The organism is Chelativorans sp. (assembly GCF_031180965.1).
Lineage (GTDB): Bacteria > Pseudomonadota > Alphaproteobacteria > Rhizobiales > Rhizobiaceae > Chelativorans.
In genome coordinates this window covers 85,419-108,492 of the sequence record NZ_JAPSLH010000014.1, presented here as the reverse complement: position 1 = coordinate 108,492, position 23,074 = coordinate 85,419, and the positions used below count along the sequence as shown (strand labels likewise).

Annotated in this window: 12 protein-coding genes, 2 tRNA genes and 1 pseudogene; 4 read left to right on the top strand and 11 right to left on the bottom strand. The window is 64.8% G+C overall.

Going from position 1 to position 23,074, the window contains the following annotated elements; all coding sequences use genetic code 11:
• The 4 genes and pseudogenes from RIN79_RS12655 to RIN79_RS12640 all read right to left on the bottom strand — a co-directional run.
• Positions 1 to 1,835 (bottom strand): annotated as a pseudogene (locus tag RIN79_RS12655) (TonB-dependent receptor); the annotation flags it as partial.
• A complete protein-coding gene (locus RIN79_RS12650) occupies positions 1,832 to 8,041 on the bottom strand; it encodes a CshA/CshB family fibrillar adhesin-related protein (RefSeq protein ID WP_309085020.1) in 6,210 nt (2,069 codons plus the stop codon). The gene RIN79_RS12650 and the pseudogene RIN79_RS12655, both read right to left, overlap by 4 nt.
• Before the next feature lie 702 nt (positions 8,042 to 8,743).
• Positions 8,744 to 8,817 (bottom strand) — tRNA-Gly (locus tag RIN79_RS12645).
• 13 nt (positions 8,818 to 8,830) lie between these two features.
• A tRNA-Tyr gene (locus RIN79_RS12640) sits at positions 8,831 to 8,915 on the bottom strand.
• 194 nt (positions 8,916 to 9,109) lie between these two features.
• Here RIN79_RS12640 and RIN79_RS12635 point away from each other — a divergent pair.
• Complete coding sequence (locus RIN79_RS12635; protein ID WP_309085019.1) at positions 9,110 to 9,955, top strand: RNA methyltransferase; 846 nt, start codon at positions 9,110 to 9,112, stop codon at positions 9,953 to 9,955.
• A 98-nt stretch (positions 9,956 to 10,053) separates the two neighbouring features.
• Complete coding sequence (locus RIN79_RS12630) at positions 10,054 to 11,292, top strand: MFS transporter (protein ID WP_309085018.1); 1,239 nt, start codon at positions 10,054 to 10,056, stop codon at positions 11,290 to 11,292.
• Here the strand turns inward: RIN79_RS12630 and mgtE are convergent.
• Entirely contained in the window at positions 11,287 to 12,702 is a 1,416-nt protein-coding gene (gene mgtE, locus RIN79_RS12625) for a magnesium transporter (protein ID WP_309085017.1), read from the bottom strand. The genes RIN79_RS12630 and mgtE overlap by 6 nt on opposite strands.
• A 244-nt stretch (positions 12,703 to 12,946) precedes the next feature.
• Here mgtE and RIN79_RS12620 point away from each other — a divergent pair, with 244 nt between their 5' ends.
• Entirely contained in the window at positions 12,947 to 14,020 is a 1,074-nt protein-coding gene (locus RIN79_RS12620; RefSeq protein WP_309085016.1) for an AbrB family transcriptional regulator, read from the top strand.
• A gap of 15 nt (positions 14,021 to 14,035) precedes the next feature.
• On the opposite strand, the gene RIN79_RS12615 is transcribed toward RIN79_RS12620, so the two are convergent.
• The 3 genes from RIN79_RS12615 to RIN79_RS12605 all read right to left on the bottom strand — a co-directional run bounded on the left by RIN79_RS12615 (position 14,036) and on the right by RIN79_RS12605 (position 18,762).
• Positions 14,036 to 15,652, bottom strand: a complete 1,617-nt coding sequence (locus RIN79_RS12615) for a GMC family oxidoreductase N-terminal domain-containing protein (protein WP_309085015.1) — start codon at positions 15,650 to 15,652, stop codon at positions 14,036 to 14,038.
• Between the two features lie 30 nt (positions 15,653 to 15,682).
• Positions 15,683 to 17,719, bottom strand: a complete 2,037-nt coding sequence (locus RIN79_RS12610) for a 3-hydroxyacyl-CoA dehydrogenase NAD-binding domain-containing protein (RefSeq protein ID WP_309085014.1) — start codon at positions 17,717 to 17,719, stop codon at positions 15,683 to 15,685.
• Between the two features lie 146 nt (positions 17,720 to 17,865).
• On the bottom strand, positions 17,866 to 18,762 hold the full coding sequence (locus tag RIN79_RS12605; protein WP_309085013.1) for a LysR substrate-binding domain-containing protein: 897 nt from the start codon (positions 18,760 to 18,762) through the stop codon (positions 17,866 to 17,868).
• A 65-nt stretch (positions 18,763 to 18,827) separates the two neighbouring features.
• Here RIN79_RS12605 and RIN79_RS12600 point away from each other — a divergent pair, with 65 nt between their 5' ends.
• On the top strand, positions 18,828 to 19,082 hold the full coding sequence (locus tag RIN79_RS12600) for a hypothetical protein (protein WP_309085012.1): 255 nt from the start codon (positions 18,828 to 18,830) through the stop codon (positions 19,080 to 19,082).
• Positions 19,083 to 19,113: 31 nt separating this feature from the next.
• On the opposite strand, the gene RIN79_RS12595 is transcribed toward RIN79_RS12600, so the two are convergent.
• The 3 genes from RIN79_RS12595 to RIN79_RS12585 form a co-directional block, all read right to left on the bottom strand.
• Positions 19,114 to 20,766, bottom strand: a complete 1,653-nt coding sequence (locus RIN79_RS12595) for an alpha-amylase family protein (RefSeq protein WP_309085011.1) — start codon at positions 20,764 to 20,766, stop codon at positions 19,114 to 19,116.
• Positions 20,767 to 20,770: 4 nt separating this feature from the next.
• Complete coding sequence (locus tag RIN79_RS12590; RefSeq protein ID WP_309085010.1) at positions 20,771 to 21,736, bottom strand: TIGR03885 family FMN-dependent LLM class oxidoreductase; 966 nt, start codon at positions 21,734 to 21,736, stop codon at positions 20,771 to 20,773.
• 226 nt (positions 21,737 to 21,962) lie between these two features.
• Complete coding sequence (locus tag RIN79_RS12585; RefSeq protein ID WP_309085009.1) at positions 21,963 to 23,018, bottom strand: endonuclease/exonuclease/phosphatase family protein; 1,056 nt, start codon at positions 23,016 to 23,018, stop codon at positions 21,963 to 21,965.
• Positions 23,019 to 23,074 lie beyond the last annotated feature (56 nt).

Sequence of the window (23,074 nt, the reverse complement as noted above, 5' to 3'; positions counted from 1 at the left end):
CGCACCGGGCTTGCCGTGCCGGTCATGGAGGTGAGCGGCCGGCGCAGGATGATGACGCCCTGCATATAGTCGAAGGAATAGTCCTCGCCATAGGACAGGACGCGCCGCTCGGTGACGCGGCCGGTGACCGGATCGCGCACTTCCACCGCCACCGTCTCCGACCCCTCGACGATGTCCTGCCGCTTCAGGAAATAGGCCGAGCCGCCGGTGCCCAGAAACTCCTCGCGCTGGGGCAGCGTGTCAGGCTGGGCCGCATAGGCCTGCACTTCCGTCCGCCGCTCGCCGAAGGAGGTCGTCTCCTCCGAGCGCCAGACGGCCGAGGCGCCGTAGAGCGCCCGGTCGGAGCGCAGGAACTCGGTGCCGGTCACCTCGGTCTTGTAGTTGCCCCACATCACATGGCTGTCGCCGCGCTCGAGCCGCACATAGAACTTGCCCTTTGTCGGCGCATCCTCGGCAAAGGCGGAATCGTCGCCATAGACCGGGTAGTAGTCGTCCGGGTCGAGGCGGCGCAGGATCTGCCGCGGGTCCTGGCTGTCGAGGTTGCGGAAGAGTTCGTCAAGGTCGTCCTCGCCCGTATCGGCGGCGGCCGTGAGCAGATATTTGCCCTTGATCTTGCCCTTCAGATAGAAGGCGAAGCGGCCCTTGGAATAGACTTCGTCATATTCGCCGGGACGCACCGCCTCGATGCCCGAATCCCCCATGCGCTTGCCGATGGTCAGGTCCGCCAGCGCCACATAGAACCAGTCATTGTCGGGGATGTTGATGTCGCGGGAAAACGACAGCCCGCCCGACTTCGACACACCGCTCACCGCCACGTCGACCGCATGGTCGCCGGCCGGCAGGATACGCTGCACCACAAAGGCTTGGGTAGGATCGACGGGAATCGCCTCGCCGAGGACGCGGACCGAATAGCCGGGCGGCACATGCCGGCCATGGACCGTCACCGCCCCGCCTCTTACGGGAATGTTTTTGAAGGCCGTGCGGTCCTCGCCCCAGCCGGGCGCGGCCGCCTCTTGCCTCTCGTGCCGCGGCAGATCGCGCTCAGAGCGGGCGATGGTGAGGGGCAGCGTCTCGTCGAACCGGCCCTTGGCGTCATAGACGCGCAGCACATAGACGAAATCGGTCTCCTCCGCCTGCGGCATCACCCAGGCGGCAGTGCCGTTTATGGCGGTGGGGATGACGGCCACCGGGCCTTCCTCCTCCTCGCCCTCCGCGAAGATGCGGATCTCGGCCCGCTCGATGAAGGCCGGATAATTGGCCGTGGCCAAAAACTCCACCTTCTCGCCCGCCTGGAACGTGCGCTCGACCGGCATGGTCGAGACGTTCAGCATGGTTTTTGCGTCCAGCCCGTCGAACTTCACCTGGATGTCGACGGCGGCAAGGTCGACATCCGTCTGCCGCTGCCGGTCCACAGGCCTTTCCGCCGCGCCGGCCGAGGCAGGCTCGCCCGGGGCAAGTGTCTCGGCCGCCCCCTCACCTTGACCCTCTCCCGAGCCTGCCGAAGGATCGCCGCTCTTGTCGACGGTCTCCCCGTCGACGCTGATCATAAAGGGGATGGCCGGCCTGTCGGCCGCCCTCTCCCGCTCCGTATTCTCGCCCACCGCAAGCGGGCGCACGGTTCCTGAGCCCGTCGAAGGGGCGGCCACCACCTTGCCCGCACTCTCCTCGGCCGCCGCCGGCGGCAGGCCAGCCAGCAGCCCCGCCAGCGCCGTGCCGGCGAGCAGGAGCAGCTTCAGATCGCCTCGCCAACCGGCATCCTGCGCCGGCGCCCTGAACCTGCCGAAGGGGAGCTCATGCAGCTTGTCCAAGCCCATCTTCGTGACAAGGAGTCTCATTGCCCCGCCTCCACACGCGTCTCGATGTTGAGCGGATAGGACCGCTGCCGCCCTCGCCACCGCTCGGCGATCAGCTCCTTCATGCGCTTCACACGCTCTTCGGCGAGTTCCAGCTCGAGGCCGGCACCCAGATAGGTGAGCCGCAGCACCGACTGCTCCTGGCCGAGCACGGTGATCAGCTGGTCGACGCCCTCGGCCCATTGCGGCAGGAGTTCCACCCGCCCCGGCACGAAGGCTTCCGAGGTGAGATCCAGCCGCACCACCCGGCCAACCGAGGCGCCGAAGTTCAGCTTGGTCAGCTTGCCCGCCGTCAGCCGCACCACGCGCGGGTTCTCCGTCGTCAGGCGATAGCCCGTCGGCAGGGTGCGCGTGTCGAGCTTCATGATGAAGTTCGAGCCGATGCGCGCCTCCGGAAGGTCCGCGCAGGCAACATGGAAGCGGCCATGTTCGTCGGTGGTGATCAGCCAGCCCTTGACCGTCGCAAGCCGCACGCCCGCAAGGCCCGGCTCGCCATCGTCCTGGTAGCCGTTGCGGTTCACGTCATCAAAGACCTTGCCGACAATGTCGCCGCAGTCGAAGACCGGCTCCACGATGATCTCCACCACCGCCCGCGCCTCCGCCGAGACGCGGCTGCCAGAGGCATCCTCGACATGCGCCAGATTGACATGCTCGCCCGGACCAGCCGAGGAAAGCGCCGTCAGCCGCAGCCGGATCTCGATCTCGGCATTGCCTGCCACAGACACGTTCTCGAACCGGATCTGCCGCCCGGCGATCACCGGGGCCACTTCGGTATCGCCGATCCGCGCCGAGCCCTCGACGAAGCGAAAGCCCGACGGGATCGTGTCCACAACCGTCAAACCGCTCGCAGCAGACCCCGCATTGTTCCTCACACGGATCGTGAACGGAGCCTCCTCACCACGACGGATGAAGCGCAAATTGGCGACCTTCGTTACTGAAATGTGGCGCGGCGCAACAACCGGATGCCCGGTGGTGCAGGCAGCGCATTCCGGATCCGGATCGCCGCCGCCCGACGCTTGGACCCGGTTGTCGAGCGTGCCCTGCGCGTCCGGGTTGACCGTTGCGGTGTAGGACACCGAATAGCTCCCGGGAGGCGTGCCGGCGGGCAACTCACATTCGATGTTTTGGCCTGAGATCGCGCAGGAGCCGCCGAATTGGGGGTTCTGCTCGGATATCTCCTGGAGCCTCAGTCCCGCACCCGCCGTGTCGGTCAGCGTCGTGACCTCACTGGTATCGGCCACTGTCACCGTCGTCGCCACCGTGTAGGTGATCGTCTGCCCAGGCTGGACCTCGCTGCCCGTAGCCGGGTCGGAGCTTTTGACCGTGCTGATTTCCGGCAGCAGCACAGGATGCTCGGTGGCGCAGGTCGTGCACTCGGGATCGGGGTCGCCGCCGCCTGTCGTCGTCACCTGGTTTCCCACGGAGCCCGAAGCATCCGCGTCCACCGTCGCCGTGTAGGAGACCGCATAGGTGCCCGGCATTGTGCCGGAGGGGAGCTCGCAAGTCAGGGTCTGAGCCAATACCGTACAGGAGCCGCCGAACTGCGGGTCGGTGCTCGTCAGGGTGCCGAGGGTCAGCCCGTCGCCAACCGTATCGGTCAGCTGGAAAACCGCCGTGGTCGCCGACGTCGCCACCGTAGTCGTCACGGTGAAGGTGATCGACTGGCCCCGCTGAACATCCTCGCCGCTCGCCGGATCAGCGGTCTTCTCCGTACTGATCGCCGGCGGCGCAACCGGATGCTCGGTCGAACAGGTAGTGCATTCGGGATCGGGATCGCCGCCGCCTGACATTGTCACCTGGTTGCGCAGGGTGCCGGCGGCGTCCGGGTCGACGGTCGCTGCATAGGAGACCAAGTAGGTACCGGGGGGCGTGCCTGCCGGCAGGGTACAAGTGAAGCCCTGCGCCGAAACCGCGCAGGAGCCGCCGAACTGCGGGTCGGCCGTTACCGCCCCGAGCGTCAGCCCCGTCCCGATCGTATCGGTAAGCTGGAACACGGCCGTGGTCGAGGCGGCGGCCACGGTTGTTGTCAGCGTGTAGTTGATCGTCTGGCCCGGCGGAACCTCGGTTCCGCTGTCCGGATCGGAGGTCTTGATCGTGCTGATGACCGGCAGCGCCACCGGATGCTCGATCGAGCAGGCCGAGCAGACGGGGTCGGGATCGCCTCCCGGTTCATTGCGCGACGTCACTCTGTTACCGACAGTGCCGGTCGCGTCGGCATTGACGGTTGCCGTGTATTCCACTGTGTAGCTGCCCGGCAGCGTGCCTGCAGGAAGCTCGCAGATGAGAGACCCCGTGCAGGTGAATGGACCGGCATTGGTCACGCCGGCGAAAGTCAGCCCGGAAGACAAGGTGTCCTCCAGCGTCACAGGCTCTGTGGTGGCCGAACTCCCCACCGTTACCGTCAATGCATAAGCGACGGTCGCGCCCCGCTCCACCGCCGTCCCAGCGGTCGGGTTGGCGGTCTTGCGGACCTCGATGGCGGGCGGTGTGACAGGATGTTCCGTCCTGCAGGGCGCGCAGTCGGGATCCGGATCGCCGCCGCCTGTGGTGGTCACCTGGTTCTGCAGCAATCCCGTCGCATTCGGATTTACCGTCGCCGTATAGGTCACGGCATAGCTGCCGGGCATGGTTCCCGCCGGCAGCGAGCATGTGAGCGTCTGGCCCGAGACTGCGCAGGAGCCGCCGAAGGCAGGATCGCTCGTCACCGCCGTACCCAGGGTGAGGCCGGCGCCGATCGTGTCGGCCAGTTGGAACACCTCCGCGGTCGCAGACGTCGCCACGGTCGTTGTGACTGTATAGGTGATCGTCTGCCCCGGCAGCACTGTCGTGCCGTTCGTTGGCACGGACGTCTTGATCGTGCTGATCGCGGGCGGCGCTACGGGATGCTCGGTTACGCAAGCCGTGCACTCCGGATCGGGGTCGCCGCCGCCCGAAGTCGTCACCTGGTTGCGCAGCGGACCGGTCGCGTTCGGGTTCACCGTCGCGGAATATCTCACCGTGTACTCGCCCGGCGCTGTGCCTGCCGGCAATGAGCAGGTAAGGATCTGGCCCGAAGGCGCGCAGGAGGTGCCGAAGGCAGGATCGCTTGTCACTGTCGTGCCCAGCGTCAGCCCGGCGCCGACGGTGTCGGTCAGCTGGAACGGCGCCGTGGTTACGGCGGTCGACACCGTGGTTGTCACCGTAAAGTTGATTGTCTGGCCCGGAGTGACCGTCGTACCGCTCGTCGGATCGGCGGTCTTGACCGTGCTGATCACCGGCGGTGCCACCGGATGGGATGTCGAACAGGTCGTACAGACAGGATCGGGGTCGCCACCCGGCGGATTCGTTGGTGTTACTGTGTTGCTTATCGTGCCGGAGGCTGCGGCATCGACGGTCGCGGTGTAGCTCACCGCATAGTCGCCGGGGACCGTCCCAGCGGGAAGAACGCAGCTCAGGCTGCCTGTGCAGACGAAGGGACCGGGAGCGGTGACTGCCCCGAAGGTGAGGCCCGAACTGAGCACGTCCGTCAGCGTCAATGGCTCGGCCGTCGCTCGGTTTGCCACCGTGGCAGTCAACGTATAGGTGATCGTGTCGCCCGGGCGCACGATGGAACCGGGTGCAGGGCTGGCCGTCTTGGCAACGCTTACAGAGGCAGCGATCGGGGTCGTCTCGCCGCAATCGTTGCCAGCCGCGGCGCAGTCGACGCCCGCCACCCTCACCGCATTGTCGATGCTCGATGTCCCGGTTGGAATCGAATCTGCAATCTGCACGACGAAATCGAGCGTAGCGGCACCATTTGCCGGGACGTTTATGGCGTCCTCGTTCGAGCAAGCGCTGCCGCTGGCCGTGTTGGCGCAGGTGAGGTCGCTTCCCGCCGCGACAAAACTCGTGTTCGCGGGTACCGTCTCGTCGACATCGCCCGGAAACAGGGTTCCGACCGCGCCGCCTGAGTTCGAGACGGTTATCCTGTAGGTGAGCACATCGCCCGGACCGACTGCAGAGCCGGTAGTGTAGGGCTGACCGTCTACCTGGACCAACGCCTTGGTGACCGAAAGCTCGGGCTCCGCGATAGCCGGGAAGGCGCAAGAGGCAAGGTCGCGCGCGGCGCCGGCACCCGTGGCAGCTATCCGGGACAGTGTGCCAGTGGCCGGATCATACGCGTAGTATGCGCTGCCACCGCCGCCCGCATTATTGGCGACATAGAGCCGGCCGTCACCACCGAATGCGATGCCGGCCCATTGGATGCTGCTCGGCTCGCCACCAAGAAGCGGGCGGGTCTGCCGAACGGCATTGAAACCCGACGAGGGATTCCAGGTATAAAGATCCTGGCCCGCGGCAAGCCACGCCACCCCGTTTTGATCGAAGGCGATATCCCCCGAGCCAAGATTTGTCGGGATAAAGTCGTAGGTGAGGTTGCCAACGTGTTGGACGCTGTAGTTGAACTCGCCGGATGGCGTGACTCGCCAGACGCGCGGTGAACCGGCGCTCTCGATGAAATAGCCGATACCCGCTTGGGTCATTCCCGCGCGAGGAATGTCGGTCGAGGCGAACGAAGCTGCTTCATACCAGCCACCATTGTCGGCGTCATAGGCCCACAGGGTCGAACCGCCACCGCTGCTGGGAGAGACAAACAGCAGCCGGTCGCGTACCGGATCGACCATCAACCCGTTGAGTTCGCCGGATACAGGCTTGCTCAGTTCGGACACAAGAACGTCTGGCCCGCCGGGCGGGTTCAGGCGCCAGATGTTGACGCCGTTGACGATGTTGAACACCGCACCTGCTGCCGGGCCGCAGAACTGGTAGGGCACGGCAAGGACTCTCACGAGGTGATCCTCGACCTCGCCGTCGAGCGCGGTGCCGGTCGGTGAGCCAATGCTGGCCTGAGTGTTCGAGTAGCGCAGGCGCACGAAACTGTCGCCGGGCGTGAGGTCCTGCGAGATCGTCCAGGTAAGCGTCGCCGACCCGTTGGGGCCGGAGCACCGGCCCTCCGCTCGCTCGTCCAAATCGAAAACTCCGCTGCGGTCGAAATCGATCCAGCCCGCCACAAACCCGGTGCCGCTGCAAGGGATGGCTTGAGTCAGGGTTTCGCCCGCCTGCAGTACGGAAATCGTGTAGTTCGCAGGCCAGGCGTCTTCTTCCGGACCATCGCCCGTCGCATCGCCATTGCGCGGCGGCTCCGCCTCGGTATCGGGACCGGCCGTGCCGAGATAGTCGTTGCGCGGCGGGAGCAGCCCACCCGGCTGATATCCGGCTGAGTTTAGATTGACCTGCGTCCCAACTGGAATGTTGTCGGGCTGGAATTGCAGGTCGTTTACGAGATGCATGACGTCGCCATAACCCCCCGGGGCGTCGCTGAAATCCGCATAGGGCGCGAGCAAACCGATTGCGATGGCGGTATTGCCGGTTCCGGCAATATCGAAGTCCATGCTAACGGTCGGAGATGGCGTATTGAAAGAAAGGAAAGTGACAGCTGCAGTTCGCTGATTGTTGCCAGGGCCGAAGCGAATTGTCTGGCCACCATTGCTCTTCAACGCGGTGTAAGGGCCGGCGGCTGAGTTCTTGACCATTTCCACCGCGAACCACTGGCCACTTGCGGTTGCCTGAACGTGCTCGTTGCCGCTGGCGTCGATCGATTCAGCATCGGCCATCACGAGCCCCTTCAAGGCGTAGGGTTGCCCGCCGAGGGTAGCGCTACAGTTGATGGTGAAAGTGGTCTGGCCATTCCCTCGCATAATGCCGTTGATCAGCTGATTGCTCGTGCCTGTGCCGCCTCTGTTGTAAAGATCGTCAAGGCTGTCGCCGCTGAAGTTGCCAGGGCGATAGGCGGTAAGCACGGGCGTGCCCGTGCCTCCGTTGGTCACGTGATTGATGTTTGCCAGACTGCAGCCGACGTTCAGAGTAATTCCGCCGGCAACGGGAATGGTGGCAGAGCTTTCCGAGCCATTGGTAAGAACGTTGCCGTGGGCACCCCATGTCAGCCACAGAACATCGTCACGGTTCGGACTACTGCCTCCCGTCGCGTACTCGGCCGCCGGGGCGGGCGCTGCGAAGAACGCAACCGAAGCCAGCGCAAGCGCCACCAGCCCCCCTGGGCCGAAGCTGCCGGTCGCCCTGTTCGGCTCTGCTGCTCTTCGGCCAAAGCCTGCTGCCCGCGGTTTCGGCGACGTGGCGAGCCGTGCCGCCTTAAGCAGCAGGACTGGAATGCGCATAGACGAGCCCCCTCGTAGGTCAAACCACCCGATGGGGACACCACGGCCTGCTCATGGCCGTACTAGGACGCCAGTCACCGCTTGGATTCGGAGCAGCCGTATCCAACCGCTATTCTGACGAAAGCCCCCCGCCCCCAAGCGTGAGAATTCCGCCGCGAGATGGGCATAGAGACGGAGCGGTGTATTTCAAAAAAATCAGCACCTATCAAAAAAATACGATATTTCGAAAAGTAAGCCTGAGTTGTATGCTTTTTGTGACGTTCTTTGTCAGGAAAACCACACCAACACGCTGCCAAGTGCGCGCTATGAGAGCAACAAGAACTTTATATTTTCTCAGAAGTTGCATTTCGCGGCTCTGCCCACCTGCTGATTCGGTCTAGTCGAAGGTGATTCGCATCTCATTCGGTCAAAGCGCCCCGCAGACGCGCCGTTTACTTCCGCTACAAGCCGTTGTCGATGAACCAAGTCTTCGGAAGCAAGAAGCGACGACGATTTCATGTGGGATGACAACAAGGCAGGCAGAAGGCGTCGATGGCGGCGGCAAGCGCCTCGGTCGCTTCAGCAAATCTCGGCAGAGGACGGATCGGCGGGATCGAACGACATCGTAGGAAAGCCTTCGCTCTTCCCGGACCGAAACCGGAATCAATCCAAAGTTGATTCCGCTCAGCGAGTGGTAAGAGGGGGCGCCGGCGATGGGCCGCTTGGAGCGGGTAGCGGGAATCGAACCCGCATATTCAGCTTGGAAGGCTGCTGCTCTACCATTGAGCTATACCCGCATCCGGTGAGCGATGGTGGAGGGGGCTGGATTCGAACCAGCGTAGGCGAAGCCAACGGATTTACAGTCCGTCTCCTTTAACCACTCGGACACCCCTCCGCGCCGCTGCCGAGCAACGAGAGCTATGTGGGAAAAGCGGCCGCGCCCGTCAATGGCGCACCGCCGTTCCGTGAGGGGCCTTATGGCCACCTCGTTTGGCAGTGTCAACAGGATGAAGCGCCAGCATTGGCGAAAATCGGCGAAGCTCGTTCCCGGCCATAGGCGCAGCCGCCCGGGCGCGCTATAGGAGCGCCATGAATGACCAGAAAAAGACCGGAACCCCCAAGGATAGCCACTATGCGCGGCTGCGCAGGGCCCACCGCGAACAGAGCGGCGCGCCCGCCAGGAACGCGCGGGTGCAGGCGGGGGCGCCTCCCCTGCCGGAAGGCCTCGTTCGCCTCTACGGGCTCCACACCGTGCGCGCGGCCCTCGACAATCCCAGCCGCTCCATCCGGCGCATGCTGGTGACGCGCAATGCCGCACAGCGTCTCGATATCGCCGATCTTTCCTCACTGGCCTTCCCAGCCGAACTGGTCGAGCCGAGGGCGATCGACGCGCTGGTCGGGTCCGACGCCGTGCATCAGGGCGTGCTCGTGGAGGCGGAAGCCCGCGCGCCGAAACCGTTCTCGGCGCTCGGCGATGCCTCGCTCGTCCTGGTGCTCGACCAGGTCACGGACCCGCATAATGTGGGCGCCATCATGCGCTCGGCTGTCGCTTTCGGCGCCGATGCACTGATCACCACCGCGCGCCACAGCCCGGCCGAATCCGGCGTTCTTGCCAAGGCAGCTTCTGGGGCGTTGGAGCACATCGACCATATCGAGGTGCGCAACCTTGCCAATGCGCTGGAGGAATTGCACACGGCCGGCTTTCACACGGTCGGCCTTGATTCCGACGGTCCGCAACCGCTCGAGGAGGCATTTCAGGGCGGAAAGCTTGCCCTCGTGCTGGGGTCCGAAGGCAAAGGCCTGCGGCAGAAGACGCGCGAGACGGTGCGCGTGCTTGCAAGGCTTGATATGCCGGGAGCGATCCGCTCCCTCAATGTCTCAAACGCAGCCGCAGTCTCGCTTTACATAGCCCGCCGCTGGCTGGCAGCGGCTTGAGGTTCCGCGCGGCGGCCAGCCGATCGCCGTTGTTTGGCCCTATCGAGACCGGCCGCGGCACGTTACCGGCTCACTAAACTCCCCGCGGAGGTCTACGAATGCTTAGAGCCGTGCCGGCCGCCGAACAGCGCAGCCCGGACGACATCCATTCCTGGATGCGCCTTGCGGCCTGCCTGCTGCTCGGCACCGTCGCCAGCATCGGAATGTGGGCCTTCATTGTGGCCCTCCCCCAGGTTCAGGCGGATTTCGGCGTTGAGCGTGCCGAGGCATCCCTACCCTATACGGCGGCCATGATCGGGTTTGCGCTCGGCAATGTGCTGATCGGCCGGTACGTGGACCGTTTCGGCATCGCGATTCCCGTGATGGTCGCCGGGGCGGCACTCGGAGCCGGATTCGCCCTCTCGTCCTTTTCCGACACGATCTGGCAGTTCGCAATTCTGCAGGGGCTCGTGGGCTTTGGCGCCTCGGCCACCTTCGGGCCGCTGATCGCCGATATTTCGCATTGGTTCGAGCGCCGGCGCGGAATTGCCGTGTCGACCGTGGCGAGCGGGAACTATCTAGCCGGCGTGATCTGGCCGATCGTCATCCAGCTCCTCATCCGGAATATCGGCTGGCGCGCGACGTTCCTCTGCGCCGGCATCTTCTGCATCCTCACCATCCTGCCCCTCGCGCTGCTTCTACGCGCCCGCGCCCCAACCGGCTCACGAACTGGAGCCGCGCAGATCAAGGCCGGGTCGCGCGGCTTTGCCCGCACATCCTTCTCGCCCGCAGCCCTTCAGGCCCTTCTCGCTGTCGCTGGGCTCGGCTGCTGCATCGCCATGTCCATGCCGCAGGTCCATATCGTGGCCTACTGCGTCGATCTTGGCTATGGGGTCGCTCGGGGCGCGGAGATGTTGTCCCTGATGCTGGCGGGTGGCATTGTCAGCCGGCTCGCCTCCGGCTTCATCGCCGATTATATTGGCGGGGTGCGGACGCTGCTCATCGGCTCCGTCCTGCAATGCCTGTCGCTTCTGCTCTATATCCCCTTCGACGGCCTCGCCTCGCTTTATATCGTCTCGCTGATCTTCGGCCTGTCGCAAGGCGGCATCGTGCCGTCCTATGCGATCATCGTCCGCGAATATCTGCCGGCTGCGGAAGCCGGGCAGCGCGTCGGGATCGTCATCATGGCGACGATCGTCGGGATGGCCGTTGGCGGATGGATGTCGGGCTGGCTCTACGATCTCACCGGTTCCTACCGCGCCGCGTTCTTGAACGGCATTGCCTGGAACCTGCTCAACATCGCGGTGATGCTGCTCATCCTGATGCGCCCGGCGCGCGCAGCGGCAGCCGCGTCATAGGCCGAACCACCAGGTCGCAAGGCCGAGGAAGCCAAAGAACCCAACCACATCCGTGACCGCAGTGACGAAGACCGCGGAGGCCACGGCGGGATCCGCGCCCAGACGATCGAGCAGGAGCGGAATGAGGATGCCGGCTAGCGCCGCGACGAACATGTTGATGATCATCGCAGCGGCGATGATGCCGCCGATTTGCTCGCTCTGGAACCAGAAGCCCGCTACCAGCCCGATCAGGACCGCGAAGATGATGCCGTTGAGGCAGCCTACACCCATTTCGCGGCGGATGATGCGCCCTGCATTGTAGATGTCGAGGTCGCCGGTGGCGAGGGCGCGCACCGTCACGGTCATCGTCTGCGAGCCGGCATTGCCGCCCATGCCGGCGACGATGGGCATCAGCACGGCAAGGGCAACGACCTGTTCTATCGTCGCGTCAAAGAGGCTGATCACCGACGCGGCCAGGAAGGCCGTGACGAGATTGACCATCAACCACGGCACCCGCGAACGCCCGGCGGCCATAACCGAGTCGGACAGCTCCTCGTCGCCGACGCCACCCAGGCGCAGGATGTCCTCCTCCGCTTCCTGCGTGATGACGTCCACCACGTCATCGATGGTGAGTACGCCCACCAGCCGCTCGTTCTCGTCGACCACCGCCGCCGAGAGCAGGTCGTACTGCTCGAAGATGCGCGCTGCTTCTTCCTGATCCATCGTGGCCGGGATGGCATGGCGCGTCTCGCGCATGATCTCCTCGATCTTGACCGCACGCTTGGTGCGCAGGATGCGGTCGAGGTCGACGGTGCCAACGAGGCGAAAGGTCGGATCGATGACGAATATCTGCGCGAAGCTCTCCGGCAGATTCTGGTCCTCGCGCATATAGTCGATAGTCTGGCCGACCGTCCAAAAGGGCGGCACCGCGACAAATTCCGTCTGCATGCGGCGGCCGGCGGACTCTTCGGGATAGCCCAGCGAGCGGCGGAGGCGCACCCGTTCGGTAAAGGGTAGCTGCGCCAGGATCTCGTCCTGATCCTCCGGATCAAGGTCCTCGAGAATGTAGACCGCGTCATCCGAATCGAGCTGCTGGACGGCCTGCGCGATCTGCGCGTTGGGCAAGCTTTCGACTATGTCGAGGCGGATGGCCTCATCGACCTCGGTCAAAGCCGTGAAGTCGAACTCGGCGCCCATGAGCTGCACAAGCGCCCGCCGCTGCTCGGGCATGAGCGCCGACAGCAGATCACCGATCTCGGACTGGTGCAGACTGCCCACATCCTCGCGCAGCGCAAGCGTATCCCGGTCGGCGATCGCCGCCCCGACATGCGCCAGGAAATGTGCGGAAACCGAGCCATCCTCGTTGTAGATGCCGTGCGCCGGCGCCTCGGCCGGGCCGCCATGGTGTTCCTGCGTCTCCCGTTCGCTCAAGGACGCCTCCTCATCAAGATGCCCGGCCGCGCTCGCGCGGACCGCGCCACCTCTAGCGCGCCTTTCGCCGAATACAAAGCCTCCAGAGTGAACAAGAAAGGGCAGAATCCGTTGGCACAGGATAGCAGGAAACCGCGACGGCAAGTGACGCTCACGGCTGCAACTTGGTTCTTTTCATCCGGCCGGCGTCGGGTAAAAGGAGCTGACCCGACCTCCTCATTGACCTCCCGCAAGGCAACCCCGGATGGCAGCAACCCGATCGCAATGGGCGCGATATGCGCGAATGGCGCTTGCCCTTGCGGTGGGCCTGCTCGGCGGGGTGGCATTCTGGTGGCTGGCGACTCCGCTTCCCTGGCTTTTGGGACCGCTTTTCATCAGCCTCGTCGTTTCGCTCCTCCGGTTGCCTGTGGAAGCTCCCACGCCGCTGCGCATCCCCATCTCGGCTTTTGTCGGCGTCATGCTGGGGGCAACCTACTCACCGGAGGTCCTCGGCCAGATGGCCGGCTGGTGGCTCACCATCCTTGGCCTGCTCGGCTATATGGTCATAGCCACCGCCATGTGTTTCCTCTACTTCCGGGCGGTGGCGGGATTCGACGCCCGGACAGCCTTCTTCTCGGCGATGCCTGGCGGACTGTCGGAGATGGTGATCATCGGCGATTCGGCCGGAGCCGATCCCCGTAATGTAGCGCTGGTACAGGCTGGCCGGGTCGTCTTCACCGTCTACTCGATCCCTTTCCTGATCGAATTCATGAACGGTCCGCTGAACAGGGTGGCCGGCCAGACAGTCGGCCTGGCGGATATGCAGGGTTCGGCCTTTCTCTGGCTCGGGTTGTGCGCCGCCGCGGGCCTGGCGCTCGGCTATCTGGTGAAGCTCCCTGCCCGCTTCCTGATCGTGCCGATGGTGCTGAGCGCTGTGGTCCATCTGGCAGGTTGGTCGGATTTCAAGACGCCATGGGAATTTGTCGTCGCTGCGCAGGTGATCCTCGGAACGATCCTGGGCTGCGGTTTCCAGGACGGAAGAGTACGCGAGATCCTGCGCGTCCTGCTGATCTCGCTCGGCGCCACCTTCCTGCTCGTGCTGCTCAGCCTCGGCTTCGCATGGACGCTGAGCTGGATGAGCGGCGTCGGTCTGACGGAGCTTCTGCTCGCATATTCTCCCGGCGGCGTGGCGGAGATGGGCGTTCTCGCCCTTGCCCTGCAATTGGAGGTTGCGATGGTCTCGCTCCACCACGCGATCCGAATCGTCGTGCTGGTATTCGCCGCGGCATCGCTGGTCCCCCTGGTTGTTCGCCTCAGCACAAGAGGAAGCCGGCCCTAGGCTGAGCGGTGCGGCCTAGGCATCCTCCAGGATCATCTGCGCGCCCTTTTCCGCAATCATGATGGTCGGCGAGTTGGTGTTGCCGGAGGTGATCGTCGGCATCACCGATGCGTCGACGACGCGCAACCCCTCCACTCCAAAGACGCGCAGCCTGGCATCCACTACGGCGCCCGCATCTCCGGCCGTTCCCATGCGGGCAGTGCCGACCGGATGGAAGATGGTGGTGCCGAGATCACCAGCAGCAAGAAGCAGATCCTCGTCCGAGGTGACATTCGGGCCGGGCTTGTATTCCTCGGGCTTGTACGGAGCGAGCGCGGGCTGCGAGACGATGTGACGAGCCCATTTGAGCGATTCCACCGCCACCCGCCGGTCCTCCTCCGTCGATAGATAGTTCGCCCGGATGTCGGGCTGATCGGCCACGCCAGGGCCGGAGATGTGGATCGTGCCGCGGCTCGTCGGGCGCAGATTGCAGACGCTGGCAGTGAAAGCGTCGAAGGGATGGAGCCCTTCCCCCCATACATCGAGCGAGAGCGGCTGGAAGTGGAACTCGAGATTGGCCGTCTCGTATTCCGGAGAGGAGCGCACGAAGGCGCCCATCTGAGAGGGTGCCATGGTCAGCGGCCCGCGCCGGCGCAGCAGATAGTCCAGTCCCATCAGCGCGCGACGCAAGAGATTGGCGTAGTCGCCGTTGAGCGTCCGTATGCCGGTCACCTTGTAAACGGGCCTTATCTGCAGGTGGTCCTGCAGGTTGGCGCCGACGCCGTGCAGATGCAGCCTCGGCTCGATCCCGCGCTCCTTCAGAAGATCGGCATCGCCGATCCCGGACCGTTCGAGGATGCCCGGCGATGCTACTGCCCCGGCGGAGAGGATGATCTCGCCGCGCGCCGCGGCAAAATGGGCTGCGCCGTCCATGAAGTAGCGGACGGTCTGCGCCCGGCCTTCGGCGATCTCCACGCGGTCCACCACGGCGCCAGTGATCACCCTCAGATTGGGGCGGTGCAGCACGGGCTTCAGAAAGCCGCGTGCGGCGCTCCAGCGACGCCCGCGCTTTTGGTTCACCTGGAAATAGGACGAGCCGGTGTTGTCGCCGCAGTTGAAATCCTCGATACGCGGGATCCCGGCCTGCTCGGCGGCATCCCTTATCCTGTCGAGGATCTCCCAGCGGATGCGCGGATGCTCGACGCGCCACTCGCCGCCCTCCGCGTGGAACTCGTTTGGCGGGTTTTCGTGGTCCTCATGCTTGAGGAAGAAGGGAAGCACGTCATCCCAGCCCCAACCAGTGAGACCCATCTGGCGCCAGCCGTCATAGTCGCGTGCCTGTCCGCGCATATAGATCATCGCGTTGATGGCCGACGATCCGCCAAGCACCTTGCCGCGGGGATAGGCGAGCGCGCGGCCGTTCAGTCCCGGCTCGGGGGCTGTCTTGAACAGCCAGTCGGCGCGCGGATTGCCGATGGCAAAGAGATAGCCGACCGGGACATGAAACCAGATCCAGTTATCCTTCCCGCCGCCTTCCAGAAGCAGGACGCGATTTCTTGGATCTGCGGAGAGGCGGTTTGCCAGCACACAGCCCGCGGAGCCGCCTCCGGCGATGATATAGTCGTAGATTTCAGACGGTTGCCCCTCCGCCATCGAACTCCTCCCCCAACCTGCCTGCGAACGTCACCCCGACTGGGCGAGCACTTCCTCCAGGTTCCCCGCACGCTCGACGCCGAAACCGCTTGCCTCCGCCATCGCATCGATATCGGCAAGGATCTGCCCGCGCGGCTGGCACGAAGCCCAATGGAGCGGCCCTCCCCGCAGCGCGGGAAAGCCATAGCCGTTGACGAGGACGAGGTCGACATCGCCCGGCCGCTCCGCAATGCCTTCGGAGAGCAGGAGCGCCGCCTCGTTGACCATTGCCGCAAGGAGCCGGCGCCGGATCTCCTCGTCGCCGATCCTGCGCCGCTTGATCCCCTTCCGCCGGGACGCGTCGAGGATGATCGCCTCAACCTCGGCATCGGGTGCGCCGCGCGGGGATGCCGTATAGTCGTACCAGCCCTTTCCGGTCTTCCTGCCGAACCGTCCCATCTCGCAAAGCCGATCCGGGATCTCGACATAGCGGGCACGCGGGTCGCGGGTGGGCGCGAGCCGCTTGCGCGTGGCCCAGGCGATATCCAGGCCCGCCAGGTCGAAGACGGCAAACGGCCCCATGGCCATGCCGAAATCCACCATGGCCCGGTCGATATCCTGCGGCAGAGCGCCTTCCTCCAGCAGGAACTCGCACTGGCGGCGATAGGCGCTGAAAATCCGGTTGCCGATGAATCCCTCGCATACGCGCGCGACGACCGCCACTTTACCGAGACGCTTCGATACCGATAAAAGTGTGGCCAGCGTTTCCGGGGCCATCTTGTCGGTGCGGATCACCTCCACGAGGCGCATGACATGCGCGGGATTGAAGAAGTGCAGGCCGCCGAACCGCTCCGGCCGCGTCGTGGCCGCTGCCATCTCGTTCAGATCGAGATAGGAGGTGTTGCTGGCGAGGATGGCGTCCCTACCGACGATCCCGTCGACGCGCGCAAAGAGGCTCTTCTTGGCCGCCATGTCTTCGGTGATCGCCTCGATGACGAGATCCCGGTCAGCCATTTCCTCCAAGGCGCTAGCGCTGATGCGCGCCATCAGTTCCTCACCGGAAGATGCCCGGCCCCGCTTCGCAACCTTGTCGGCCTCCTCCCGCAATGCGGCGATCGCTCGCTCCATGGCGGCAGGGTCGCTCTCGAACAGGCGGACGTGAAGGCCGCGCAGGGCAAAGGCGAGCGCGATCCCCTGCCCCATGCGCCCCGCCCCAACCACGCCCACTCGCTGCACAGACCTCGGCTCCCCGCCATCCGGCATGCGCGCGGCCGCGCGCTCGGCGAAAAAGAGATGGCGCAGGGCCTTCGCCTGCGGCCCAACGCGCAGGCGCAGCGACCTCTCCCGCTCGCGGCGGAGCGCCTCTTCCACCGGGAGTTCGGCGGAGAACTTAACGGCCGCAATTGCTTCAGGGACGGCGTCCGCCCCCTTGGCAGCGGCGAGTGCCTCCTTCTCGGCCGCCTCTATCCGATCCGCCGGCTCCGCGGGAACGCTCGCTTCGATGAGGACGCGCTTGCGCCCTCGCATCGTCATCAAATGCTCCACAGCTGCCGGCAGGAGGTCGCTGGCCGTGACCGCGTCGAGCATGCCGAGCCGCAGGGCCTCATCTGCCTTCACTCGGCGGCCCGAGGTGACGAGTTCGATGGCGCGGGCGATGCCGACCAGCCGCGGCAGGCGCTGCGTGCCGCCGGCGCCCGGGATCAGGCCGAGCGTCACTTCCGGCAGGCCGAGGACGCCGCGCGGCGTCGCCACCCGCGCGTCGCAGCCGAGCGCAAGCTCGTAGCCGCCGCCCAGCGCAGCCCCCTCAATCGCCGCGACGACCGGGGTCGGAAGTGCTTCGATCGCAGCGATCACCTCCGGCAGGTGCGGCGCCTGGGGCGGGGCGTCGAACTCCCGGATATCGGCCCCGGCGACGAAGTTGCCGTTCGCGCCCGTCAGGATTACGCCGGAGAGTGACGGCTCCTCACGCAATGCCGCGAAGGCGCCGAGAAGATCTTCGCGGACCTGCCGCGAGCCCGCATTCACCGGTGGGTTGTCGATGGTGACGGTGGCGAGCTTCCCCGCTTCAGGGTGCTCCGAAATTTCCATCCGTACCGTCTGGTACTGTAGCACTGGACATAGCTCCGATTGCGACAATCAAGAAAGCATGCGCCGCCGGCCTCTCCCTCGAGGAGGAGCGCCCAACCACACGTGCGTTCTTTGACATCAATACAAACGAGATGCGGGCCGAGTCACTACCGTTCGGTGCTGGCGGCCATTTCGGCGAGAATCCATGCGCGGAAGGCAGCGATCTTCGGGGAGTTGCGCCGCGCCTGCGGGTAGACCAGCCAGTACGCTTTGCCATCGCTGCACACCAAGTCGAAGGGCTGGATGAGGCGGCCGGAGGCCAGTTCCGCCTTGTAGAAAGCCGGCGTGAGGATCGCCACACCCTGTCCGGCAATGGCTGCGCCTCCTTCGACCGACTGGGAGCCCATGCTGTTGCGCGGCCGGCCCACGAGCGCGGCGGGCGAGAGCCCCGCTTCCGTCAGCCACTGCGCCCACCAGGGATCGTCGGGGCCGATGATGGGCAGGCGCAGGAGATCGGCCGGCTCCTTCACACCCCCTATGCTTGCCGCAAGCTGCGGGCTAAGCATCGGCGTGAAATGCACGCGCATCAGCATGTGCCTCTCAAGACCCGGCCAATTCCCGTCGCCGGCGCGGATCGCCAGGTCGATCTCCTCGCGCGCAAAGTCGACGAAGTGAGGCGACAGGTCGAGGCGGACCGCTAGCGAAGGATGGGCGACCTGGAACGAGCCGAGGTGCTGCGCCAGCCAATTCGTGGCGAAGGTCGCGACGGTTGTGATCGACAGGGTCCCCCGTGCCCCGCCGCGCGCAGCGGCAAAGGCCTGTCCGATCATCTCGAACGCTTCCGTGATCGCCGGCGCCAGCCTTTGCCCGGTCTCCGCTAGAGCGACCTGCCGCGGCCGCCGCAGAAAGAGGGGCGCCCCGACCCGATCCTCAAGTACCTTGATCTGATAGCTTACCGCCGCCTGCGTCATGCCGAGTTCAGCCGCTGCCTTGGTGAAGCTCTGATGCCGCGCCGCAGCCTCGAAGACCCTTACCGCCGAGAGAGGCGGGATCCGCATCTGCATAAGCTCTCCTTATGCGACCCAATCGACATTCGACTGGAATCTAGCGCTTTCCCGGCACAAATTGAATGGGGAACATCAAGGCGAATGATGCAAAGGCTGGTGCCATGACGTCACTTCTTGCGCGATCGCGCGCTCTTTTCTCCCCAGCTCTCATGCTCCGGCTGGCGCACTATCTGGTCCAACCCCTCTCCTATCGTCTCGATCCGCGCACACTGCCGGACCACCTGAAGCGCGACGTCGGATTCCTGGATATCAGAAACGCCGGGGAGGAATCCGGCCGCCATACCAGCTGGTCGCGCTTTCTCGATCGTCCTTCCTGAGGTTCCGAGGTGAGCTTGGACTACCTGGATGTCAGGCAGCAAGGCGAAACCATCGGTAGCCGTAGCGCTCCAGCTCGACGGTCATGGTCCCGTCCTTGCCGACGGAGAATTTGCCATGACCGAGGATGTCGGCCGTCGCCTCTGGCCGGTCTTGAGGCCGCAGCTTGAAGGATGTCGTTGCGGGTTTTTCGCCGAGATTGTGAATGACGAGGGCGGAACGGCTGCCCCAATCATAGCGCAGCGCCAAAATAGAGGGCTCCGGAACCGCCACCAGGCTCCAGCTGCCAAAGACGATCTCCGGCATCTCCCGCCGCTTGCGGATCAGTTGCTCCATCCAGTTGAGAAGCGAGTCCCGCTCGCGCTGCTGGGCAGCGACATTGACTGCCGCAGGCCCCCACCGCTTCCCCTCGACAATGGGACGGCAGATCTTTTCCGGCTGGGCGGAGGAAAACCCGGCACTGGGACCATCCGACCACTGCATCGGCGCGCGCACACTCATGCGCCCCGGGATGTCCAGGTTTTCCGCCATTCCGATCTCTTCGCCATAGAAGAGTACCGGCGCTCCCGGCAAGGCGAAGATGAGGCTGTAGACCATGCGGATGCGCGCCTGGTCTCCATCCAGCATGGTTGGCAGGCGCCGGCGCAAGCCCCTCCCGAACAGCTGCATTTCTTCCCTGGGACCGAGAGCGCGAAAGACCTCCTGCCGCTCTGCTTCCGTGAGCTTGTCGAGCGACCACTCGTCGTGATTGCGGACGAAATTGGCCCAGGCGGCGTCGGCCGGTAGGGAGGGCATGGCCCTGAGGCTATGCACCAACGCTCCCGCATCCTCGCGCACCAGCGCAAGCGCCAGCGCCTGGTTGAGGTTGAAGTTGAGGCACATATGGAGCTCGTCGCCGCTCTCGTCCCCAAAAAAGCGCCGCACCTCCTCATATTCCAGATTGACCTCGCCCATCAGAACCGCATCGCCGCGGCGGCGGCCGAGAAAACTGCGCAGGTCGCGCAGCCAGTCATGCGGCGCGATCTCCATCGATCCTGTGATACCAGCGGTCTCTAGGAGGAACGGCACTGCATCAACGCGGAAACCGGCAAGGCCGATTTCCAACCAGAAGCCGACGATCCTGCGGATCTCCTCGCGGACCTTGGGATTGGTGATGTTGAGGTCCGGCTGGTGCTTATAGAAACGATGGAGGAAGTACTGGCCGGCCTCTTCGTCCCACTCCCAGTTGCTCTTCTCCTTGTCGGGAAAGACGAGGTCATCCGGCCCGCTCTCGGGAATCTCATCGCTCCAGATGTACCAGTCCCGGTAGGGCGAATTGCGGTCCGAGCGAGCCGACTTGAACCACGGATGCTCCTTGGAGGTGTGGTTCACCACGAGGTCCGCGATGACCCGGATGCCCCTGTCGCGGGCGATCCGTACGAATTCCACGAAGTCGCCGAGCGTCCCCAGAAGCGGGTCGACCGAGTAGTAGTCGGTGATGTCATATCCGTCGTCGCGGTTCGGACTGGGATAGAAGGGCATCAGCCAGATGCAAGTGACGCCCAGACCCGCAAGGTAGTCGACCTCCTGGGAAAGCCCAAGGAAGTCACCTACCCCGTCACCATTGCCATCGCGGAAAGTTTCGACGTCCAGGCAGTAGAAGACGGCGTTCTTCCACCAGACGTCGCTCGTACGGCTGATATCCATCGGCTCACCCTTCCGCAAAGGCCGGCAACACGCGGGCACCGAAAGCCTCGATGAATTCCTGCTGCTCAGCGCCGACGTGATGCAGGAAGATGCCATCGAAACCCAAATCCGCGAAGCCGCCGATCCAGTCGACAAAGCGGGCCGGTTCGGAAGAGATGAGCACCGCGCGGTGCATGTCCTCCTTGCGCACGAAGCGCGCGGCCTCGTCGAAATGCTCCGGCAGTTCCAGGTCCCAGCACACCGGCGGAGCGAAGAGATTGGTGCGCCACTGGCTGTAGGCGACGTCGAGCGCAGCCTCCTCGCTAGGCGCATAGGAAAGGTGAACCTGGAGATAAAGCGGCTTGCCCTCGCCACCGCCCGCGCGGAAGGCTTCGATCATCCGCCGCAAATGCTCGTGCGACTGGTTGACGGTGATCAGCCCGTCCGCCCACCCGCCGACCCAGCGCGCAGTTTCGACGCTCACCGCCGCGCCGATCATCCGCGGCGCATCGTCGGGCAGCGTCCACAGCTTTGCCCGGTCGACCCTGACGAGACCGTCATGGCTTACCGTCTCGCCGGAAAAGAGGCCGCGCATCACATCGACGCATTCGGCGAGCCGCGCGTTGCGGACGTCTTTCGGCGGCCATCTGTCGCCCGTTATATGCTCGTTGGCGGCTTCGCCGGTGCCGAGCGCCATCCAGAAGCGCCCGGGAAACATCTGGCGGAGCGTGGCGGCAGCCTGCGCAATTATCGCCGGATGGTAGCGTTGCCCCGGGGCCGTGACCACCCCGAAGGGGAGCGATGTCGACTGCAGCGCAGCCCCGAGCCACGACCATGCGAACCCGGACTGCCCCTGGCTTTTGCCCCAGGGCGCGAAGTGGTCGGAGCACATGGCGGCCTGGAAGCCGGCAGCCTCCGCTTGGCCAACGGCCAGGAGAAGCGACCTCGGGTCTACCTGTTCGTGCGAGGCATGGAAGCCAATCTTCGGCATCGGCGCTCCGTATCAGAATTGATGGCGACGCGCGGCCGCGGCCACGCCTTTTGGCACTGGGGTCACAACGGCGACCAGCGGCCATGGTTCCTAGGGTCTGTGGCGCGTGGACGAGAGGGGTATAGGCGGGAGGCGTTCAGGCCGGGCGATAGCCTGGGCTACGGTTCGACAAAGGAGGCAGTCCCGATCAGGAAAGCAGGCCGGCGCAGCGGCCGCGCTCGGCGGCTCAGCTTGCGGTCTCCTTGCCCTCGGCTACCTTCTCGCACGCCTCCTTGCGATCCGCGTGATCGGCTTCCGGAGCCTCCTGCCGCTTCGCCGCGCCGGGCTCGTAGTGCAGTTCCGCCAGCACGGGAAAATGATCCGAGCCGATACTGCGGAGGCGCTGCAGCCGGACCAGCGTGAACGAGGCCTCGTGGAAGATGTGGTCGAGCGGCCAGCGGAAGAACGGGTATCTGGTATGAAAGGTGCTGAACATGCCGCGGCCGCGCCGCGGATCGAGGGTGCCGCTCACCCGCTGGAAAAGCCGCGTCGTATGTGACCAGGCGACATCGTTGAGGTCGCCGGCCACGATCGCCGGCCGGTCGTCCGCCCTCACCTCCTTTGCCACGATCAGGATCTCGGCGTCCCGCTCCTCGGTGTCCTCATGCGGCACCGGCGGCTGCGGGTGGACGCCGAAGAAGTCGATCCAATCCCCCGAGCGCAGACGCACCGCCGTGCGGACCGAGGGCACATCCTTCTCGACCAGGAAGCGGACTTCCGGCGATTCAAGCTCCAGCTTCGAAAACAGATGCATGCCGTAATAATTGCCCTGCGGCTGCTTGACCGAATGCGGGTAGTCGCGGTCGAGCGCCTTCAGCTGCTCTCCCCACCAGGCATCCGTTTCCACCGCCAGGACGAGGTCGGGCCCCGCCTCGCGCACGAGGGCGAGGAATGCGTCGGCACGCCGGTTCTCCATGAGCACGTTGGAGATCAATAGCCGGATCGAGGCGTCCGGCCTCGCCTTTGCAGCTTTCTTCGTCTGGCACGGCGCCAGAATCGTATAGGGAAAAATCCGGAAGCCCTGGTACCCAAGCGCACCAGCGACCGCGGCCAAGAAGACGCCATTGCCGCCGCCGTCAAAGCCGTAGAGCAGCGCATAGCAAAGCAGAACTGCAGCAAGGCAGACGGCGATCTGCAGGCGCGGAAAATCCGTCACACGAATCCACCATCGCGGGCTACGCGAAAGCGAGAGGAACGTGACGAAGATCAGAAAGCATCCGAAGGTCACAAGGACGAGCTTCATCTGTTCCTCCGACCGTCGAGGCCTGCCTTCCGATAATGCGCCAATCTGATGGGAAT

Excerpts from the sequence above, each read along its gene's own strand:
- RIN79_RS12585 (WP_309085009.1), bottom strand. The coding sequence starts at position 23,018 with ATGAAGCTCGTCCTTGTGACCTTCGGATGCTTTCTGATCTTCGTCACG.
- RIN79_RS12630 (WP_309085018.1), top strand. The coding sequence starts at position 10,054 with ATGCTTAGAGCCGTGCCGGCCGCCGAACAGCGCAGCCCGGACGACATC.
- RIN79_RS12615 (WP_309085015.1), bottom strand. The coding sequence starts at position 15,652 with ATGGCGGAGGGGCAACCGTCTGAAATCTACGACTATATCATCGCCGGA.
- RIN79_RS12635 (WP_309085019.1), top strand. The coding sequence starts at position 9,110 with ATGAATGACCAGAAAAAGACCGGAACCCCCAAGGATAGCCACTATGCG.
- RIN79_RS12650 (WP_309085020.1), bottom strand. The coding sequence starts at position 8,041 with ATGCGCATTCCAGTCCTGCTGCTTAAGGCGGCACGGCTCGCCACGTCG.
- RIN79_RS12620 (WP_309085016.1), top strand. The coding sequence starts at position 12,947 with ATGGCAGCAACCCGATCGCAATGGGCGCGATATGCGCGAATGGCGCTT.
- RIN79_RS12610 (WP_309085014.1), bottom strand. The coding sequence starts at position 17,719 with ATGGAAATTTCGGAGCACCCTGAAGCGGGGAAGCTCGCCACCGTCACC.
- RIN79_RS12600 (WP_309085012.1), top strand. The coding sequence starts at position 18,828 with ATGGGGAACATCAAGGCGAATGATGCAAAGGCTGGTGCCATGACGTCA.
- RIN79_RS12590 (WP_309085010.1), bottom strand. The coding sequence starts at position 21,736 with ATGCCGAAGATTGGCTTCCATGCCTCGCACGAACAGGTAGACCCGAGG.
- RIN79_RS12595 (WP_309085011.1), bottom strand. The coding sequence starts at position 20,766 with ATGGATATCAGCCGTACGAGCGACGTCTGGTGGAAGAACGCCGTCTTC.
- RIN79_RS12605 (WP_309085013.1), bottom strand. The coding sequence starts at position 18,762 with ATGCAGATGCGGATCCCGCCTCTCTCGGCGGTAAGGGTCTTCGAGGCT.